Origin of the sequence: Bartonella kosoyi (genome assembly GCF_003606325.2) — a bacterium.
Classification (GTDB): domain Bacteria; phylum Pseudomonadota; class Alphaproteobacteria; order Rhizobiales; family Rhizobiaceae; genus Bartonella; species Bartonella kosoyi.
Window position 1 is genome coordinate 896,688 of sequence record NZ_CP031843.2, and the last position, 18,527, is coordinate 915,214.

Annotated in this window: 12 protein-coding genes and 1 tRNA gene; 8 read left to right on the forward strand and 5 right to left on the reverse strand. The window is 35.8% G+C overall.

What is annotated here, in order from left to right:
- Positions 1 to 7: 7 nt before the first annotated feature.
- The 5 genes from coaD to D1093_RS03950 all read left to right on the forward strand — a co-directional run bounded on the left by coaD (position 8) and on the right by D1093_RS03950 (position 6,648).
- On the forward strand, positions 8 to 505 hold the full coding sequence (gene coaD, locus D1093_RS03930) for a pantetheine-phosphate adenylyltransferase (RefSeq protein ID WP_120100792.1): 498 nt from the start codon (positions 8 to 10) through the stop codon (positions 503 to 505).
- Between the two features lie 9 nt (positions 506 to 514).
- Positions 515 to 1,120 carry a peptidylprolyl isomerase gene (locus tag D1093_RS03935; protein ID WP_120100794.1) on the forward strand — a complete coding sequence of 202 codons (606 nt, stop codon included), beginning with the start codon at positions 515 to 517 and terminating at the stop codon, positions 1,118 to 1,120.
- Between the two features lie 17 nt (positions 1,121 to 1,137).
- A complete protein-coding gene (locus tag D1093_RS03940; protein ID WP_120100795.1) occupies positions 1,138 to 1,650 on the forward strand; it encodes a peptidylprolyl isomerase in 513 nt (170 codons plus the stop codon).
- Positions 1,651 to 3,120: 1,470 nt separating this feature from the next.
- Positions 3,121 to 4,239 carry a tRNA guanosine(34) transglycosylase Tgt gene (gene tgt / locus D1093_RS03945; protein ID WP_120100799.1) on the forward strand — a complete coding sequence of 373 codons (1,119 nt, stop codon included), beginning with the start codon at positions 3,121 to 3,123 and terminating at the stop codon, positions 4,237 to 4,239.
- Positions 4,240 to 5,448: 1,209 nt separating this feature from the next.
- Positions 5,449 to 6,648 carry an MFS transporter gene (locus tag D1093_RS03950; protein WP_120100800.1) on the forward strand — a complete coding sequence of 400 codons (1,200 nt, stop codon included), beginning with the start codon at positions 5,449 to 5,451 and terminating at the stop codon, positions 6,646 to 6,648.
- 43 nt (positions 6,649 to 6,691) lie between these two features.
- Here D1093_RS03950 and D1093_RS03955 read toward each other — a convergent pair whose 3' ends face one another.
- The 3 genes from D1093_RS03955 to D1093_RS03965 form a co-directional block, all read right to left on the reverse strand.
- Positions 6,692 to 8,119 carry an MFS transporter gene (locus tag D1093_RS03955; protein WP_120100802.1) on the reverse strand — a complete coding sequence of 476 codons (1,428 nt, stop codon included), beginning with the start codon at positions 8,117 to 8,119 and terminating at the stop codon, positions 6,692 to 6,694.
- Positions 8,120 to 8,237: 118 nt separating this feature from the next.
- Entirely contained in the window at positions 8,238 to 9,452 is a 1,215-nt protein-coding gene (locus tag D1093_RS03960; protein WP_120100804.1) for an NADP-dependent isocitrate dehydrogenase, read from the reverse strand.
- Between the two features lie 789 nt (positions 9,453 to 10,241).
- Positions 10,242 to 10,316 (reverse strand) — tRNA-Glu (locus tag D1093_RS03965).
- Positions 10,317 to 11,601: 1,285 nt separating this feature from the next.
- Between D1093_RS03965 and D1093_RS03970 the strand changes: the two genes are divergently transcribed.
- Both D1093_RS03970 and glpX read left to right on the forward strand, forming a co-directional pair.
- Complete coding sequence (locus D1093_RS03970; RefSeq protein WP_120100807.1) at positions 11,602 to 12,918, forward strand: homoserine dehydrogenase; 1,317 nt, start codon at positions 11,602 to 11,604, stop codon at positions 12,916 to 12,918.
- 134 nt (positions 12,919 to 13,052) lie between these two features.
- Positions 13,053 to 14,039 carry a class II fructose-bisphosphatase gene (gene glpX / locus D1093_RS03975; protein ID WP_120102320.1) on the forward strand — a complete coding sequence of 329 codons (987 nt, stop codon included), beginning with the start codon at positions 13,053 to 13,055 and terminating at the stop codon, positions 14,037 to 14,039.
- A gap of 109 nt (positions 14,040 to 14,148) precedes the next feature.
- Here the strand turns inward: glpX and D1093_RS03980 are convergent, their stop codons facing one another.
- Entirely contained in the window at positions 14,149 to 15,258 is a 1,110-nt protein-coding gene (locus tag D1093_RS03980; protein ID WP_120100808.1) for a branched-chain amino acid aminotransferase, read from the reverse strand.
- A gap of 286 nt (positions 15,259 to 15,544) precedes the next feature.
- Here D1093_RS03980 and D1093_RS03985 point away from each other — a divergent pair, with 286 nt between their 5' ends.
- Positions 15,545 to 15,820 (forward strand): hypothetical protein, encoded by a 276-nt coding sequence (locus D1093_RS03985; protein ID WP_120100810.1) that lies wholly within the window; start codon positions 15,545 to 15,547, stop codon positions 15,818 to 15,820.
- Between the two features lie 199 nt (positions 15,821 to 16,019).
- Here the strand turns inward: D1093_RS03985 and D1093_RS03990 are convergent, their stop codons facing one another.
- Positions 16,020 to 18,521 carry an SPOR domain-containing protein gene (locus tag D1093_RS03990; RefSeq protein WP_120100812.1) on the reverse strand — a complete coding sequence of 834 codons (2,502 nt, stop codon included), beginning with the start codon at positions 18,519 to 18,521 and terminating at the stop codon, positions 16,020 to 16,022.
- Between the last annotated feature and the right edge of the window lie 6 nt (positions 18,522 to 18,527).

Here is an 18,527-nt window from a genome sequence, read left to right on the forward strand (position 1 = left end):
TGAAATCATGAAAATTGCTTTTTATGCAGGTTCCTTTGATCCTCTTACAAACGGTCATCTTGATGTTTTGAAAGGGTGTTTTGTGTTAGCTGATAAGGTGATCGTCGCTATAGGACTACAGGCTAATAAAAAGACACTTTTTAGCTTTGAAGAGCGTGTTGATTTCATTACGCAGGTAGGAAAAGACTTGCTCGGTGCAGATTCTAATCGGTTGCAGGTTCTTGCATTTAATAATCTTCTCATTGAGAAGGCGCGTGAAGTTGGTGCTTCATTTCTCATTCGTGGATTGCGTGATGGTACTGATCTTGATTATGAAATGCAAATGGCAGGGATGAATGCTATTATGGCCTCTGAATTGCAAACTGTTTTTTTGCCGGCAAGCGTTTCTGGACGTGCGATAACATCTACATTGGTTCGTCAAATTGCCTCTATGGGAGGGGATGTGACGCCATTTGTGCCGACCAATATTGCACAAGCTTTACGGTCGAAATTCCAGTCTTTATAGGGGTGAATAATGGTGTCTCGTAGATTCTTTGCTGTTTTGATATGTTTTTTTTGTTTTTTTTCATTGCGCGCTGTTGCTAATAATTTTAGCTCAGTAAGCCCAGCAAGTGATGCAAACCTGCTTGTTTTATCTCTCAAAGACGGTGATGTTATTATTCGTTTGCGTCCTGATTTGGCGCCAAAACACGTTGCGCAAATCAAAAAACTAACAGAGGAGGGGGCTTACAATAATGTTGTGTTTCATCGCGTTATTCCTGGCTTTATGGCACAAACTGGTGATGTAAAGTTTGGAAAAAAGGGCAGTAGAGATTTTGATCTGAAACGCGTTGGTATGGGAGATTCAAATTATCCCAATATACCGGCTGAGTTTTCAAAGCAACCGTTTAGGCGCGGTACTGTTGGAATGGCACGGTCACAAGATCCAGATTCCGCGAATTCTCAATTCTTCATTTGTTTTGATGATGCTCCTTTTTTGAATGGTCAGTATACGATTTTTGGAGAAGTTATAAAGGGGATGGATATTGTTGATAAAATTAAAAAAGGAACCGCAAGTAATAATGGGGCTGTAACAAATCCTGATGTTATTTATGCTGCTACTTTACAAATTGAAAGATAAATCAAGGGAGTTTTCATATGGCTGAGAATAAAAATCCAGAGAATATCTTAATTCTTGAAACGACGAAGGGTAGAGTTGTTATTGAACTTTTTGCTGATTTAGCGCCTGGTCATGTTGCACGTATTAAAGAACTTGTTCGTGAAGGTGCTTATGATAATGTTATTTTCCATCGTGTTATTGATGGTTTTATGGCGCAGACGGGTGATGTGCAATTTGGAAAGAAGGATGGTGAAAAATTTAATTTATCACGTGCGGGGATGGGTGGTTCAGAAAAACCAAATTTAACAGCAGAGTTTTCAAATCTTTCTCATAAGCGTGGTACAGTTTCTATGGCACGGAGTCAGAATCCAAATTCCGCTAATTCGCAGTTTTTTATTTGTTTTGCAGATGCTCCGTGGCTTGATCGTCAATATTCTATATGGGGGAAGGTCGTTGAAGGTATGGAAAATGTTGATAAAATTAAACGTGGTGAACCTGTTATCGATCCTGATGCAATTACCAAAGCTGTTATTGCTGCGGATGTAAAATAGTATAAATATTATACGTGTTTCAATTGTAAATTGGCTAAAAGAAAATATTCTTTTCTGATCAATAAAGGTGTACGAAATTCTTTTGTAGTATCATGCTTCCCTTTCATATTCTTGAGCGAAGAATTCTCTATTATTCTCTTCAATCTTATTTTCAGGAATATGGTGCCGGGGATTTGTACGAAGAGCTATCAGGATAGAAAAATGCAAAGCCAGTTGTGTTAGGGGGGCAAAGTGTTTTATAAAAATTCTGGCACTTCTCTTCAATCCATTGCTGGGCTCTTAATAGTTTTGTTCTTTTCCTTAAAAGGAACATGCTTTTATTTCTGTTTTTATATCAATATCTAATTCTAATGCTGCTGCATGTTCGAAATATATATTGAGATGGGTAAAAGCCTGGCTGCTTCAATATCCATATGCAAGGTGAAAGAGCGAGCGTATTGTGTATATTTTTATTGCTGTAATCTCTAAAATAGAAAGGTTACCTAATTGGGGGAGAATATAAAGTTGTAAAGGTGAACACAAAAAGTTGATTTTATCATCTCCTTTTTAATTCAGATTTATTTTTTTTCAAAATCATTTAAAGCAATATCTTTTAGATGACAAAGATTATGCATGGCTTTACACTCTTGTTTTGCTCGTTTTTTTATGGAGGAATACTTTAAATGAAATATGCTTGTGTCACATATTTACGCGCTTGTTTAAAAAAACATCTCTTAGCACATCTAAATCCATTTCGTGAATAATCTAACGGTAAAGCCGCTATGAGTCATATAAAACTTATTGAGTAGGAGCATCTTTACGTTTAATAGCTTAATAAAAGAACAAGCTGGCACCATCACACCCTTTGCCATTTTCTGAGGTTGCAACCCAAGCTCTTGGCACTTGAGAGCATTCACAAGAAGCATTTTTTAGTCTTTTTTTGTACAGCTTCATTCCACATGACCTAGTCGTTTATAACGTGTAAGTAAGTGATTTTGGGTGATTCAATATGGTATAAGTTTGGAATGAGAGAATCTGACGCTATACGAGTCTTTTATTTAATATGCAAAAAGTAAATTATTTTTATAAATCAATCTATTGTCCAATAGATAAAAACTTATCTTTCAAAGTGAGAAATATTGAAAGCGAATGTGATTAAAATTTTCCTCTATGCGCACAAAAACATTGCTTGTGAAAATGCGTAAAGAAGAGATTATTGAGATAATAATTTAACAGTTCTATTTTAAGGCTTTGGTGCGTTAAGCATCGATATTTTGAGGTATAATATTTTTGTTATTTTCTGAAGCTAGATTATTTCTTTATTATGGTGGTTTCTAACAACAAATGTTCTTTTATCTCGTTTATCTTTTTACTGGTTTGAGTGAATCAAAAATTAATTCATAAAATTTATGACAATGCTTGTAAGAGAGATATCTTTTTTCTTTCTATAGAAGTATGCATTGATGGAATCAAATCAAGAAGATAAGAGTGATGATAAAGACATTTCATTATAGAAAAATTGCTCAAGATGGATGGGCGCGTCGAGGCGAAATTATTACCGGACGTGGGTGTGTTCGTACACCTGCTTTTATGCCTGTGGGGACGGCAGGAACCATTAAGGCTATGTATATGGATCAAATACGTGATCTTGGGGCGGATATTATTTTGGGGAATACTTATCATTTAATGTTACGCCCAGGCGCTGAACGTGTTGCTCGTTTGGGAGGATTACATGAATTTTCACGCTGGAATGGACCTATTTTAACCGATTCTGGTGGTTTTCAGGTTATGTCATTGGCGAGCATCCGTAAAATTAACGAACAAGGTGTGATTTTTCGCTCTTACATTAATGGAGCCTACTATGAAATGAGTCCAGAGCGTTCTATCGAAATTCAAGGACTTCTTGATGCCGATATCCAGATGCAGTTGGATCAATGTATTGCATTACCAGCCACTGAAAAAGAGATGGAAGAAGCTATGGAGCTTTCATTACGGTGGGCACAACGTTGTAAAACAGCTTTTGGAGAGCAGCCAGATAAAGCATTGTTTGGGATTGTTCAAGGGGGGGATAATATGAAACTACGTGAACGTTCTGCTCAAGCATTAAAAGAAATGGATTTAAAAGGTTACGCGATTGGAGGGCTTGCTGTTGGTGAGCCGCAGAGTGTTATGATAGCAGTGTTGGATACGACTTGTCCGATTTTGCCAGAGGGTAAACCGCGCTATCTTATGGGAGTTGGGACACCTGATGATATTTTACAAAGTGTTGCGCGTGGTATTGATATGTTTGATTGTGTTATGCCAACGCGTGCAGGACGTCATGGTTTAGCTTTTACGCGCTTTGGTAGAATTAATTTACGCAATGCGCGTTATGCAGAAGATCCCTATCCTCTTGATCCACAGTCACTTTGTCCAGCAGCAAATGATTATAGTTGTGCTTATTTACATCATTTGATCAAATCTGGTGAATCTCTGGGAGGGATGTTGTTGACCTGGAATAATCTTTTTTATTACCAACAATTGATGCAAGGAATTCGTGATGCCATTGAAGAGGGCTGTTATGCTGATTTTTGCGCTGAAACGCGTGCTCTATGGGCACAAGGACGCTAAAAAACTATTCATCTAATAGCGCGTTTTATTGTTTATTGAATTTGTTTTTTTACTTACAAATTTTACTAAAAAAATAAAATTATAAATATCTTTTAAAAATATAAAATTGCACTATCTTAAAATCTGAAGGTGCACTTTTATGGGGCACGTGTTCTTTTTGTAATTATCATATAAAACAGAAACTGTTACTCCGGTACGCGCTACCTGATCCGGAGAAAAACAGTTTATTTCTGTTTCTGGTGACTGTTTAAAGCAACAATGTTAATGAGGCGTTAGCGAACTCTTAAAGAAGTATGAAAATTGTATTTTTATGAGTTCTTTTGTGTTTTTTATTGATCAAGGTAAAAAATGTGTTACATGCAGTAGAATAGATAAGATCTTAAAAAAATAAAATAATAATAAATTAATATTATAATCTTTTAAATTTATAATTTATATACTTATTATTTTAAAATAATAACTTCACTCATATAAAATATTGATTAAATATTTTTAATAAAAAAGTACTTATTTTGTTATAATAATTTATATAAAAATAATAATATATTACGTGAATATTTCAAATTTATAGATAATACATTAAATAAAAAACTATCTTATGTTCTTCCTCTATGAGATGAGATAGGGGGCAATATCTCTAGAATAGGATTATTTAATCAATGGAGAATTCAAGCACTATTATCATGAGAATCTTTAAAAGATTTTGCAGTAACGCATAAGGATAGCGTACTCGTTGAAATCATCGCTTATCGATTTGGAAGGGCGGTATTCAGATCATAAAAACGAAGAAACAATAAATTGTGGAGAAGTTTTATACTTGTATAAAGATAATGATGAGATATTGTTCATTTATTTCAAATACATTCTTCGATAAGTTTTAGAGTCGTTTATAGGGTGTAGTATATCTTTCTAAAATAAAGATTTTAGTGTAAAATTAAAATTATTGAAAAGAGAAGGAAAAATTTATTATCTGACTTTATTATCTGGCTGGGCTCATAAAAGTAGTTAAATACATTTATAACCTATAGCCGTTAGGTTTTTAAAAGATCTTCCATTAATTTTACTTAAAACTCCATAAAATGCTTATATATCAAAATGTTTCTAAAACTTTATTGGGGACGATTTGGCGTGCGTGTAACAATGTTTTGAATTTTTATTTTTACGTATTACAGATATCTACAGCTAAAATTTTTATCCAGAAGTGATGATATGAAGGATTTTCATAAACAAAACATTCTTGTATTGGAGACTGATTCGAGAATACGGCGTTTAGCAATTTTAGCCCTTGCAGTGGGAAGCTTTGCTATCGGGACGGCAGAGTTTGTTGCAATGGGGCTTCTACCAGAGATGGCACGAAGTTCATCTGTTGATATTCCTACTGCCGGTCAATATATTTCTGCTTATGCATTAGGGGTTGTGATTGGAGCCCCTCTTTTAGCTGTAGCGACAGCTCAATTTTCACGCAAAACTGTTTTGATAGGGTTAATGTTTTTTTATGCCTTAGCAAATATTGCGAGTGCTTTTTTTTCTGATTTTAGCATATTAGTTACATTACGCTTTCTCAGTGGGCTTCCTCATGGAATCTATTTCGGACTTGCGGCTATGGTTGCCTCTTCAATGGTGGAAATGAATGAACGTTCTAAAGCTGTTGGATCTGTTATGCTTGGCTTAACCATTGCAACTGTTTTGGGAGCACCAAGTGCAACTTGGATTGGTCAACTTATTGGTTGGCAGATTGCTTTTATCCTTGTGGGTATGATTGCTTTATTGTGTTGTTTGCTTATTTGGAATTTTTTGCCTTGCGATTCAAGGATCTCAAGAACGAGCCCTTTAAGCGAAATGCATGCATTAAAGCAAAAGCAGGTGTGGCTTCTTTTGGCAATGGTTTCGGTGGGAGCATCAGGATTATTCTCTGTTTTTACGTATATTAAGTCAACACTCATGCATATTTCTGGTATTTCGCTTGAGTGGGTACCCTTTATCATGCCCTTAGTTGGATTGGGGATGGTGGGTGGAAATCTCCTGGGGCCTAAATTGGCTGTTAAAATAGGCATTTCGCCGATGATATTTTTTTCTATGCTTTGGAGCATATTTGTTTTTTTGCTTTTTTTCTTTTTATCCTATACTCCGTTAACAGCTGCAATAGGATGTTTTTTTGTTGGGACTTCTTTTGCGGCTATGCCTTCTATACAAACAAAAATTATGGATGTTGCGCTACAGGGACAGGTTTTGGCAGGAGCATTAATGCAGTCTGCTTTTAATATTGCTAATGCTCTTGGTGCAGAAGCTGGAGCATTGGTTTTAAAATTAGGCTATAGTTATGAATATACAGCGGTTTTAGGGAGTGTTCTAACTTTGTGTGGATTAATGATTTTTTGCGTCTCATGGTCTATGGAGAAGCATGCTTAATATTTTTCTTATTTTGAATAAAGAAGGAATTTTATATCTATTTTTAGTTATTGGGATGTCCTGTTGGATTCTTAAATATGCAGTAAGAAATGCGTAGCGCTAGTGGAATAGCAAGACAAAATAAAAGCCCCATAAGCACTATAAGAAGAGTTTTTGCTGCTAAGATCATCCCTATTGTTCCTCCAGGATTAAAGAGGCCAGCAAGATTGGTGATGACTCCTGCTAGAGTTGCACTTAAGGCCGCTGAAAATAGTTGTACAGAGGTAAGGGATTCACTGGCACGAAGAGCATCTTCATCATTTGCACATTGTAAGATCCTTGTGAGCAAATGGGGCCATGCTATGCCTGCACTGATCCCAATAGAAAATAGTGCTAAGCAAATAATAAAAATATATTGAAGGGTGGAAACTTTTGTTGGAATGAGCCATAAAAGAATAGTAATGCCTAACAGTTTTAATAAGGGGGAGTATACGATGATGTTGCGAATTTTTTTTGCGGAGACACCAACACTTGAGAGAGCACCACATGTCCACCCTAGGCTCATAAGTGCTGCTATATAACCAGCAATAAGTGGCGCTTGCCCATGGAGCTCTTGAAGAAAGAGTGGAAAATAAAGTTCCATACTGTATACGACTGTTGTCATAACAAGTATCAACGCGTAAACAGGAAAAATTTCAGAAGAAAAAGAAAAGGTTTTGTGTGGCAACATAGGATGAAGGGATGATGATTCGATTTTTGCTAGAACTAAGAGAAGACTAAATCCGATAACGAGCCCGCAAATTTTTGCCATCGTCGACTCCATAGCTCCTCCAACAGAAATGATAAAAATCAATAAGGTGAGTGTGAGAAGTTGGAGAAGAGGGAGAGGGGATGTTGGGACATTGTTTTCATTCTTTTTGGGTAAAAATTTAAAGGCGATGAGTGAGAAGAATATAGCTAATACACCAATGATCCAAAAAGATGCTCGCCATAGACCATAATATACAGAAATCCCCCCGATCGCTGGTCCTAACAAGGTTGATATTCCCCACATTCCGGAAATAACACTTAATGCGTGAGACCATAAAGATGGGCTGAAAACGATACGTACCATAGAATAGGATAGGGATAACAAAGAACCACTTCCAAATCCTTGAATAAAGCGTCCTATTAAAAATAATGGCATAGATGAAGAAATGCTGCACAGAAAAGTCCCTAGGGTAAAGATAACTCCAGAGATAACATAAGCGTTGCGAGGACCTAATTTCCCTAATATTTTCGTTGCAAGTGAAGTCCCCACGAGTGAAGCTGTAATGAAGACAGTCGCCACCCAAGAATAATATATTTCACTCCCAATATGATTCATAAGAGAGGGCAAAATAGTAATAACAATATAAACGTTAGTGGCATGCAACACCACCCCGCCCATAAACGTCAAAAAGAAAAGACCATTTTTACCCAATAAAAGCGCATACCAGCTTTGTTTTTTCACTATTTTTGCTATTTAATAAAAACTTATCCTCTTTATTACTTATAAGGTAGTTCTTTAAATTTGCCAAGAGAAATTCAAAGCTCTAAATAGAGCTTTGAATTTTAATTTAAGTAATAACTTAATTATCCATTGCCTTTTTAAGATTTTCATCAATTTTATCGAGGAAACCTGTTGTAGAAAGCCATTTTTGTTTAGGTCCAATCAAAAGTGCGAGATCTTTCGTCATAAAACCTTCTTCGACGGTTTGAATACAAACTTCTTCCAATGTTGTGGCAAAGTTTTTTAATTTCTCATTGTTATCTAGTTTAGCACGGTGTGCTAATCCACGTGTCCATGCAAAAATAGAGGCAATGGAATTTGTTGATGTTTCCTCACCTTTTTGATGCTGGCGATAATGGCGTGTTACGGTGCCGTGTGCGGCCTCTGCTTCAACAATTTTGCCGTCTGGTGTCATGAGAACGGAAGTCATGAGACCAAGAGAACCAAAGCCTTGTGCTACAATATCAGATTGAACATCACCATCATAGTTTTTACATGCCCATACGTATCCACCGGACCACTTTAATGCAGAAGCAACCATATCATCAATGAGGCGGTGTTCGTAAGATAATTGACGGTTTTCAAATTCATCTTTGAATTCTGTATCAAATATCTCTTGAAAGATATCTTTAAAACGACCGTCGTAAGTTTTTAGAATGGTATTTTTTGTTGAAAGATAAACCGGCACATTCCGTTGTAGTCCATAATTAAAAGATGCGCGGGCAAAATCACGAATTGATTCATCAAGGTTATACATCGCCATGGCAACCCCTGCACTTGGGGCATCAAAAACCTCATGCTCAATAACTTGATTATCATCCCCGACAAATTTAATGCTTAATTTTCCTTTACCTGGAAATTTAAAATCTGTTGCCTTATACTGATCACCAAAAGCGTGACGTCCGATAATAATTGGTTTTGTCCAATTAGGAACAAGGCGAGGGACGTTTTTACAGATAATGGGTTCGCGAAAAATGACTCCTCCTAAAATATTGCGGATGGTACCATTGGGTGATTTCCACATTTTTTTTAGGTTAAATTCTTTAACACGTGCTTCATCAGGTGTGATGGTGGCACACTTTATACCAACCCCATATTTTTTGATAGCATTGGCAGAATCGATCGTTACCTGATCATTGGTTGCATCACGGTTCTCGACGGAAAGATCATAATATTTGAGATCAATGTCGAGATAAGGATGGATTAATTTATCTTTGATATATTTCCAGATGATACGGGTCATTTCATCCCCATCGAGTTCAACAACGGGGTTTTCTACTTTGATCTTTGCCATTAGAAGTCCTTTTTCTTTTAAGTGATATTACTTTATAGCACTTTCAGGCTTATAATGAAAAGTAAAAACAAGGGAAAAAAGGCATGTAAATATGGATGTTAGAATATATAATCAATAGAGTGTAAAATTTTATTGCAGAGTTTAATTTTTGAAAAGAAGTGATGTGTTTACAAACCTATAATCATTATATAATTGATAAAAAGTTTGTTTAATCGATAAAGGAAGTAGATCATTAGGGGACAGAGGGGGGGTATTATCAAAGTTTTCATTTAACTCTTTGATAAGTTGATCATCTTCTAAATTATGGTTTCTTGAGTTGTTTTCTTGCGTGAGGAAGCCTCTATTTTTTTATCGCCATTATATTTCTACAATTATGGACTGTTTGTTTATAGAGAAATTTAATATGATACAAAGCTCCTGTAATGAGGAATGATTCAGCTAAAATGGGTTTTTGGTGGTCAATTTCAGTTTTGAAAGTTGAAAGGAATGCATAAAGGATGTGGTTGGTTTTTATTTAAAAATTAACAGCATACATATGAATGTAGCTTATAAAATTACTTTATCACAAGGTAAAGTTCTCTCTTTAACTTATATTATTGATTTATAGCTACCGAGGTCTACATGAGAGCGTTTTTCCTGAAAAGAAACAAAAAATGAATCACATGATGACTCTTACACCTTTTTTATGAAAAAATCTCTTTAAAAAACTATCCATTCACTTTCATTTATGATTGTTCACGTTTAAAAAGATAAATAAAATAAACGTCTTATATAGGAAAAAGGAAAGAATGGTACGCCCAAGGGGAATCGAACCCCTGTTTCCGCCGTGAAAGGGCGATGTCCTAACCGCTAGACGATGGGCGCAAACCAATGATGAGGCTTATAGAGAGGATCTTTTTACTTCGCAAGCCCTCTGGGGAATTTTTTTTGAAAAAAGTGTACTTTATTGAATGATTTTTGAGTGTTTCTTGTTGGGATCATTTTATTTTCTAAGATTTTTTGTAGAAAAAATATAGAGTTATCATGATGGATAGAAAGTTTTGTTGCCAACATCATATTTAGTGAATGATGTTTTTTGCATATTTTATTCATTTTTGTCTCATGCAGCACATGTGAATATTCTTTAACTTTTTTGCGCTTATCATAAAGCAAAATCGTATAATTTATGAAGTAGAAAGCCGCATTATTTATGAGAAAGTTAATAAATAGTACGAATCACACAAAAGTTTTCTTTTGAAGCATAAGCCATAAATTTCTTTCAATTTCACGAAAAGAAAGCCTGTATAATAAAATTTAAAAATATTGAGGAAGGCTTTATAAAATATCTTAAAAATTGTTTTTTCTCAACTTTACTTTTATATGACTGTAAGAAATTTAAAAGTTCTTTATTTGAAAAGGAGTCAGCGCAGGTAAAGAGCTGATTGAGATTCTTATCATTGCAATTCGTTTATTTTTCAAAGGAGAGGAAATAAATTGAGGTAAAATATCCGAATTTTGCAAATTTATCCTCCATACTTATAATGTATCGGAATTATGCTATACACACATGCGTTTTTGTTTTTTACTTTCATGTAAAATTCTGTTTGATAGAGGAGAGCATTAAGGATTTTTGCATTAAAGAACGGTAGTTTAAGCTATATAATGGTAAGAAAGAATGTGGTATTATTTACTAATCTACTTTATTTTTTCCATTCTTTTTACGTATCATATGAGAGAGTGTTGTTTGTTTAATGTTTGTTGATTTAGAAAAGAAGTGTGTGTTTTCTTTCCAAGTTTTCAATATTCTTTCGCGTGTTACAGATTGTTTTTAGAGAGATTTTTTGATCCTTTGCTGATAGAATGCAATTTTTAAAAAAGTTGTTTATTTTTTAAAAGCAAAGCAATTTTTTATGCTAACTCGCATTTATGAATTTTGCAGATTTTCATTCCGAATTAGATTTTTTATAAAGGTTATGAAATCTTTGAAGAAAATAAATATTCGTATTTTTAGGAATTTTACTTGAATAAGCGGGGATAATTCTATTAGAAAAAAAATAAAGTGAAGAGAGCAGGGGATTTCTTTTGTCTTAATGGATATCAGTATTCTTTGTGTTGAGTGGCATATCATTTAAACGGTTTTGCAATAAAGATAGGGATCAGTGGTTGGATAATGGCAGAAGCTTTAAAAGTTGGTATTGCGGGACTTGGTACGGTTGGGACTTCAGTTGTTCAAGCTCTATATGAAAAAGCAAATAGTTTAGCTTGCCAATGTGGGAGATCCATCAAAGTCGTTGCTGTTAGTGCGCGCGATAAAGGACGTAATCGTGGAATTGATCTCAGTAATATAAGATGGTTTGATTCACCTGTAGAGATGGCTGCCTCCGATGAGATTGACGTTTTTGTAGAGTTAATTGGTGGTGAATTAGATGTGGTGTATACCGCTGTTAAGAAAGCACTTGAGACAGGACATCATGTTGTGACAGCCAATAAAGCTCTTCTTGCTCGACATGGAGTAGAGCTGGCTATAATTGCAGAGCAAAAAGGTGTCTTTCTTCATTTTGAAGCAGCTGTTGCAGGAGGAATTCCTGTTATTAAAGCGATGAGAGAATCACTTGTCAGTAATCACATATCGCGGATTTATGGTATTCTCAATGGAACCTGTAATTATATATTAACACGCATGTTTACAGAAGGTCTTTCATTCAAAGATTGTTTAGCAGATGCACAAAGACTGGGGTATGCTGAAGCAGATCCAACTTTTGATATTGAGGGAAATGATACGGCGCATAAATTAGCTTTGTTAACAAGCTTAGCATTTGGAACAGCTGTTTCGTTAGATGATGTTTATGTTGAAGGAATTCATAATATTTCGCAAATTGATATTCGGGCGGCTGATGAATTGGGATATCGAATTAAGCTTTTAGGGGTTGCATTAAAAACGGATTCTGGAATAGAGCAACGCGTTCACCCGACAATGGTCCCAACATCTTCAATGATTGCACAGATCAATGGTGTAACCAATGCTCTTTCTATTCAAAGTGATTTATTAGGTGAATTACTGTTTTCTGGTCCTGGCGCTGGAGGAATGGCAACGGCATCAGCTGTTATTGGTGATTTGGCTGATATAGCAAAAGCACGTTCTGGTTTTCACTATGCTCCTGTTTTAAGACGTCCAGCTTTAGAGCTTACTCCTCATAAAAAAGCACGCATTTCAAATCATGCAGGGGGCTATTTTATACGTTTAAATGTTCATGATCGTGCTGGTGTTTTTGCCACGGTTGCAAGGCATATGGCTGATAATCACATTTCATTAGAGTCGATTGTTCAAAGACCTTTTGTAGAAAATCAGATTGAAAAAACGATTATTTTAATCACGCATGAAACAACAGAAGTAAATGTTCGACAGGCACTTGCAGAAATTGAAAAAGATGGGCATCTTGTTGCAAAATCTCAATTCATTCGTATTGAACGTATGGCAGAGAATTGATAATTTATATTGATTTGACAAGCTGGAATACTTTTATCTCTTGTAGAAAGTTTTCATCTTTGCCAAAAGCTTTATTTTTAGAGCTTAATAGGACTCATATTTTTTCTGGTATTTATTCGGTAGGATTTTTTCATATGCCCACAACTCAGAAGATTTCAAATGGACTTGATCGTATTTTGACACTTGAATTGGTACGTGTCACTGAACGTGCTGCTGTTGCTGCTGCGCGCTGGCGCGGACGTGGCGATGAAAAGGCTGCGGACCAAGCTGCTGTAGATGCAATGCGGCGGGAACTTAATCGATTGCCTATTGAGGGTACCGTGGTGATTGGTGAAGGTGAGCGGGATGAAGCACCTATGCTTTATATTGGAGAAAAAGTAGGTCTTCAAAATGGACTGGCAATCGATATTGCACTTGATCCATTGGAAGGAACAACACTTTGTGCTAAAAATCTTGCCAATTCTTTAGCAGTGGTTGCCATTGCTGAAAAGGGAAACCTCCTTTATGCTCCTGATGTTTATATGAAAAAAATTGCTATTGGTCCTGGTTATCCAAAGGGAGTGGTGGATATAGATGCTTGTCCTACCGATAATATTCATGCTCTTGCAAAGGCTAAGGGAGTGGCTGTTAATCAGATTACTGTTTGTATTATGGAGAGACCTCGTCATGAAAAATTGATTGATGAAGTACGAGCGACAGGGGCATCAATTCGCTTGATTGGTGATGGAGATGTTGCAGCTGTCATTGATACAACTGATTCAGAAGAAACAGGTATTGATCTTTATATGGGGATTGGTGGAGCGCCAGAGGGTGTTTTAGCTTCTGCTGCTTTGCGCTGCATTGGGGGACAGATGCAAGGTCGTTTGCTGCTTGATACAGAAGAAAAAATTGCTCGTGCAGCCAAGATGGGGATTAGTGATCCCAATAAGGTTTATACAATGGAAGAAATGGCAAAGGGTGATGTTTTATTCGCAGCAACAGGGGTAACAGATGGTAATATGCTTTCTGGTGTTAAATTCACGCCTCGCTACATTCAAACGGAAACTCTTGTGATGCGTTCCCATACGGGTACAATCCGTAATATTAAAGCACAGCATAGAGATCATTCAAAATTTGATTAATCTTTTCTTTTTTTGTTCCACTAAAAAATAAAGAGATTTTTAGTGAATATGCACGCTTCCATGAAGGTAATGCATTCATGGAAGCCTTTATAGATGTGAGAATATCGTTTTATGATGAGAGCTGGACAGAATGCACCCAGCCATTTTTATCTTCTATATTCCCTTTTTGAAGATTAACCAATTGTGTCCGAAGTTGCTTTGTGACTTCTCCAACTGTTTCATTTCCGATAATAAATTCTCCTCCTTTATACCTGAAACGGCCGATTGCTGTGACAACAGCAGCTGTACCACAAGCAAAGACTTCTTTAAGATGTCCACTCTTTGCATCTTCTTGAAGCGTTGCAAAAGAATAAGGACGCTCTTCTATCGTTAATCCCATTTGTTTTGCCAATTGTAAAATTGAATGACGTGTTATTCCCGGAAGGATCGTTCCATTAAGGGGAGGGGTTACGAGTGTATTATTTTCCATAATAAAGCAGACATTCATACCGCCAAGTTCTTCAATCCATTTATGTTCAACCATATCAAGGAAGAGCACTTGGCTACAATCGTTTTCGGTTGCAATTTTTTGTGCAAGTAAGCTGGCTGCATAGTTGCCACCACATTTGGCAGCACCCGTCCCTCCTGGACCAGCACGGCTATATTCTGTTTCAATCCAGACGCTGACAGATTTTTCTTCTCCTTTGAAATAGGATTCAACTGGAGAGGCTATGATACAAAAAAGATATTCTTGAGAAGGGCGAACGCCCAAAAAGTTTTCATTGCCAAACATAAATGGACGAATATAGAGACTGGCGTTGGGATGATCAGAAACCCATTTTTGATCAATTTTTACGAGTTGATGAACGGCATTCAGAAAAATATCTTTTGGTAATTCTGGCATGGCTAACCGTTTTGCTGACTCTATAAACCTTTGTGCATTGGCATCAGGACGGAAAAGCAAGATGCGTCCATCTTTTGCACGATATGCTTTTAAACCTTCAAAAATTTCCTGTCCATAATGCAAGACAGTACTTGCAGGGTTAATTTCTAAAGCTTTGTATTGAGAAATAACGGCGTTATGCCAACCTTTGTCTTCCGTCCATTGAATAGTACACATATGATCTGTAAAAAATTGACCAAAACCGGGACTTTTTAGAACTTCTTCACGTTTTTCTTCTGACAAAGGTGATGGGTGCTTTTCTATTTTAAAGGGAAGTGACGATAGGGGAGATTTCATAAGAAAAACCTTTTGAGAATGTTTTATTTTTTATTAAATAAAAATAATGAGATATTTTGGTTACAACTCTATTATTAGCAAATCCTTTGTGTCAACGTTTTATTGCACAACTCAAAGGCTATGGTAGATATTTTAATTCTATTTTCGACTCTTTTTTCCGACTTTATGAGGTAAACTGGAACCTTTATCTGTAATTGTCGTTTTCCCAAAATAAGTATCTGAATAATTTCATATATGTATACTTTATAGAAATTAAAGATAAGGGAATTGAGAAAAGGAATTCACTATGATTGATAAAAACTATCACACATATGAAGAACGTATGGCTGCAGAAAGAAAAGATCATGAACAGCGTGTTTCAATCGCTAAGGGTATTTTTGCTATTCTTCTTGCATTGGTTATCATCTGGTTTATTTTTGGCTTTTTAGGATCTTTTTTTGCAAAATCTCCTGAACATAGTTCACATTATAATACTCCAGAAGCAAGCCAGACTATAACAACGCCCCAAAAAGATTTAAATTCATCTCCTCCTGTACCTTATACCTATAAGAGTACGCAGTGATTTTTTTGTAAACATAATCTTTTAAATAAAGCGAAAACTGACGCAGTTTTGAAAAATAAAGTCAGTGTAAATACATAAGCAAAAAAGATTGAGATGCTTTTAATTTTTGAAGTTTTTGATAAATCTCATTCAATACTATTGAAATAAATGGCCTTAAAATAAATCATGTAACGGTTTTAACAACCGTTACATGATTGGTTTAACGCGTGATGAAGCAACTTCCACCAGAATTTTTAATGGTTTCACAAAGGATTATAGCTTCATTACGGTTTTGCGTTTGAATACGAATACGGTAATAGGTTCCTTTTCCTGGTATAAAAGCCGGCTGAATATTTAAAGGACGGGACCCGATAATGAATCCAAATTTGGATTTCATCTTTTTTAAAGAATCTTTCGCTAATTCATGGGTTGGTTGAGAGGAAAGTTGTACATAATAATCCTCTGAATTTTGGGGTGAAACTCTGTTTGGTGATGTGGGACGAGTGGCGGCGTTCGTTTCGACTTCTACATTTCTTTCTGCATGAGATGGAATTGGGATAAATTTTTCTTCAATACTCGTATTAGAAGTATTTTCAGCGATTATTTTATCAATATTATTTTTGAGATCATAATCACTTTCTTGGTCATTTCTATTGGAATTATGCGACGAAACAAAGGATGACTCTTGAATCTCGTCAGGAATTTGATCGATGGATTGTGTAGATTGAGCAGCCGTTTTGCTCTCTGTTTGATGTACAGGAGCCAGTGTAATTGTACCATCTTGATTGACAATAACGGTTTGTACTTCTCGCGTTGGAATAGTATGATTGATAGCTTCAGTGACTGTATCTTCAACATCAGATTCAGTCGAAGAAGATGATGAAACGTTTGGAGTCTCTTCTGGATTGAATCCCTCTAAGCTATCAGGTTTTTCAGAGCTATCAATAAGAAGTTGTTGTGTATTTTCTTGTTTGTCATTTTGTCCAGTTGTTTGTTTATAGACATCTAAATTATGGGCAATATCATTTTTCGTTTCAGTTGTTTCTGGTTTGAATTTAAAAGGTGTATTATCAGCGTGGATAATGACCCTTTCTTCATTTTTATGTGATGGCATGAAAAAATAAGAATAACCAGTAAACCCAATGGCTATTAAAATAAGAAGAAAAATACCTTTGATGAAAACTTTCCCCAAAACAGAACTTTTAAAGGGGGGAGGAGGCGTAGGGATTCCATCTGAGCTTGTGTATGGTGAATTCTCCCTCAAGGAGGGAGAATTATATTCGATATTGCCAGCAGAAAAATAGTCGGCATTTTGTTCTTTAGAGTTTATATAACCCCCTTCTTTTGAATTTTGCATAGTTTGATGAAAAATTTCAGTGAAAGCTTCATTGTTCTGTTGTTTTTGAGAAAAATTATCTGTTGGAACATTTCCTACATTGAGTACATCTGCAAATTCTTCTTCTAAACCACCTGCTGGTACATCATATTCTGGGGCTTCATACGGGACTTCTGGAACCATAATAGGACCAGTTTTTTCTACGATTTCTTCTGAAAATTTATAAGTATCAACATTAGGAGGGGGCGTATCTCTGTGTGTATAATTATGGGCAAAAAAGTTCTCTGTTTGTTTTGTATTAAGAGGTTTTGATGAGGAAAGAAACTCATCTAAATTATTTTGGTTATATGAAATTTCTCTATTTGGGTTAGAGACATTTTCCGGCTTATTGATGTATTGGGTTTGAACCTCATTATATGTTGGAAATTTCTTACTATAAGTTTCTTGTTGTGAGGGATTTTCTTCAAAAAAATAGGGGTAATTGGTTGTATGATCCTCTTGTGAAGATCTCTCTAAATAAGATTGTCGGTCAACGTGTAGTGAATCCAAAGGAGAGGAGAAGCCACTTGTTGTTTGATTTCTCGGCGTGTTTTGTTTTTCCGACACAAGATTGGAAGATGAGAAAAATTCATCTTCTTTTGAAGAAGAGGAGACATTCGTATAATCTTCTTGGGTCCAATTTTCTTGATTCGCTGAAATTTTATAGGGATGGTTTATAGAACGATCATAGAAGTTTTGATTGTCATCATCAGCTTTCTGTATATTCGAAGTTTCAGGTTGTTGTGAAGTCGTTTGTGAAAAACGATCGATTTTTTCAACAGTTTCTGTTTCATCTCTTTTATTTTCGCGTCTTTCAGATTCATTAAAAAAGATATTTTCTGATTCTGATTGTGAGATAAAATTCCTTTTTTCAAAGAAAGGATGAGCACGTGTTTCTGTCTTTTTCTGTTGAGACAATTGATTCTTTTGGATGGGTAATGGAGAAAGCGCGTCTAAAATTTGTTCCTCATCATGACTGGTCGGTGAAGAATATTTTTCTTCAGATAAATTATTTTGTTTTGAATGGTTGAAAGAACCAGTTTGTGCAATATCTGAGGCTGTTGCAGTGCTGATTTCATGCGAGTTCCATGTTTTTTTTTGATCATCAAAGGTTGAGTCGCGTGTTAAATTATTTTCAAGTTCTTCTTCTAGGAAGGACAAATCAAAATCATCAGGAGATGATGTTTTGGAATGAGATGTCGGGCGATCTGTCTCTAAAGAAGAGTGCTCATTTTGGTTTCCGCTTTGTTTGGTCGGATTAAAAATGCGCGTAAGTCTTTCTAAAGGATCATGGTGTTCATGATGTTGTTTTATTTCGTGCGGATTTTTGCGATCGTTATCGCTCATAGCTTT